This window comes from Actinomycetes bacterium (assembly GCA_036000965.1).
Lineage (GTDB): Bacteria > Actinomycetota > CALGFH01 > CALGFH01 > CALGFH01 > DASYUT01.
Window position 1 is genome coordinate 1 of the sequence record DASYUT010000139.1, and the last position, 2,372, is coordinate 2,372.

Genomic DNA, 2,372 nt, shown 5'->3' on the forward strand with positions numbered 1-2,372 from the left:
GCACGCGGGTGGCACGAACCAGGCAGACCGGCTCCGGGAAGCAGGGACTCATGGCGCTCTGGCACTCGACCAGCTCGAGGGTGACCTGGTAGGCGCGTTGACAGCTGGGGATGGACGGTCAAGGCTGCGTGGTATGCAACCTGAGCGATCCCCTGAGCGTCTAGGTGGGCATGGCGTAGGTGGCGAGCGGTGCCGCAGTGCCCGCCTCGGCTCCCCGGAGGCGCGGCTGCGCTTCGTGGCTGCCGTCCGGTCCGGTGCGCTAGCCCGCGGGTGGCCGGGTAGTCGGCGGCCCCGGGTGGTTGCCGACGCGGGCAGGGCAAGCGTCGGTGCGATATGAGTGGCAGCAGCCAGCGAGCAGCACGCGACCGGTGAGGAGTTTGGGCCGCTGGTCGCTGCGGTCAAGGACTATGCGATCTTCCTGCTGGATCCCGAGGGTCGGGTGGTGAGCTGGAACGCCGGCGCCGAGCGGATCAAGGGATATCGAGCCCAGGAGATCCTGGGTGGGTCGTTCACCCGCTTCTACCAGCCGCAAGACGTCGCTGCCGGGATGCCTGCCGCGGCCCTTGGCCGGGCACGCGAGCAGGGCCGGTTCGCGGGCTACGGCTGGCGGGTGCGCAAGGATGGCAGCCGCTTCTACGCCCATGTGACTATCACCGCCCTGCGTGATGCCAGCGGCACGCTGTGGGGGTTCGCCAAGGTCACCCAGGACGTCACCGACCAGCGACGCCAGCAGGAGGAGCTGGCCGCCTCCGCGGCCCGGTTTCAGACCGCGGTCGAGCACCTTCTTGACCCTCTGGTGCTGCTGTCGACGGTGCGCGACGCCGATGGGCAGGTGGTGGACTTCCGGTACGAGTACGTCAACCCGGCCCATGTCGAGCAAGCTCCGGTCAGTGCCGAGGGCGTGGTCGGCCGCCGGCTGCTCGAGGTGCACCGCGAGGCTGGGACCAGCGGCTTGTTCGACGCCTGCCGCAAGGTTGTGGAGACCGGCGAGCCCATCGCGTGGGACGCCTTCGGCTACCAGGACACCGTGACCGAGCGGCCGATCCAGCGGGTGCTCGACATCCGCGTGGCCAGGCTGGACGACGGTGTGCTGGTCACCTGGCGCAACGTGACCGAGCGGCTGCGCACCCAGCAGCAGTTGGTCGAGGCGCGCGCCCAGGCCGAGGTGTCCCAGCGCCTGCAGGCAAGCCTGCTGCCCACTGTCAGCGTGGACGACCCGGCGGTCGAGCTACTCACCCGCTACCAGCCCGGCGGGCAGCGGGCGCTGCTAGGAGGCCACTGAACAATCCGCGATAGTCTCCCGCGCAGGTGCTGGCTGGGCTGGGAGGCTGGTCGTGCAGGGTGTTGCGAGGGCAGACCGCAAGCTGTTGGACGCGGCGGCACTGGTGGGGCATCTGGTGCCTGAGGGCAGCATGTTCTGGTTCCTGGCCACCCATCGCGGGGAGCTGTTCCCCGACGAGGCGTTCGCGGACCTGTTCCCCTCAGGCCGGGGCCGCCCGTCGATACCCGCGCCGGTGGCGGCCGCCGTGTTGACCTTGCAGAGCTTGCATGACCTGTCGGATGCCGAGACCGCGGAGGCGGCCCGCTGTGATCTGCGGTGGAAGGTCGCGACCGGGATGGCCCTGGACGAGGAGGGGTTTCATCCCTCCACGCTGACCTACTGGCGGCAGCGGCTGGCCCGCTCGGCGCGGCCGCATCGCCTCAACGACGCGGTCAGGCGGGTGGTCGAGGAGACCGGGGTCCTTGCTGGCCGCAGGCGGCGGGCGGTGGACTCCACGATCCTGGCCGATGCGGTCGCGACCCAGGACACCATCACCCAGCTGGTCGCGGCGGTCCGCCGGGTGGGGCGGGAGGTGCCCGGGGCGGCCACCCAGATCCAGGCGGTGTGCACCGGTCATGACGACACCACCCCGGGCAAGCCCCAGATCGACTGGGAGGACCCGGCGGCCAAGGACGCGCTGGTGTCGGCCCTGGTCAACGACGCAGGTGCGCTGGTCGAAGCGGTCAGCGACGCGGCAACCGACGAGCGGGCCCAGGCCGCGGTGGCGCTGTTGGCGCTGGTCGCCGGCCAAGACGTGGAACCGGCCGAGGGCTCCGACGGGACCGACGGGCGCTGGCGGATCGCCCGCAAGGTGGCCGCCGACCGCATCATCTCCACCGTCGACCCCGACGCCCGCCACACCCGCAAGTCCCCGGAGTGCCGCCGGGACGGCTACCGGGGGAACGTGGCCGCCGAACCGGGGACCGGGATCATCACCGACGAGGAGCTGACCCGGGCCGCCGGGTCGGAGAACTCCGACCCGGCCGTCGCCGAGCGCTTCCTGGCCGCCGAGACCACCCACGCCATCCAGCCCGGCCAGCACGCCACCGAC

2 protein-coding genes are annotated in these 2,372 nt (G+C 71.5%); both read left to right on the forward strand.

The features are described 5' to 3' along the window. Nucleotides 1-337 precede the first annotated feature (337 nt). Nucleotides 338-1,282 (forward strand): PAS domain S-box protein, encoded by a 945-nt coding sequence (locus VG276_11945; protein ID HEV8650089.1) that lies wholly within the window; start codon nt 338-340, stop codon nt 1,280-1,282. 52 nt (nt 1,283-1,334) lie between these two features. Continuing rightward, nucleotides 1,335-2,372 (forward strand): transposase (locus VG276_11950; GenBank protein ID HEV8650090.1); only part of this gene is annotated, 1,038 nt, incomplete at its 3' end.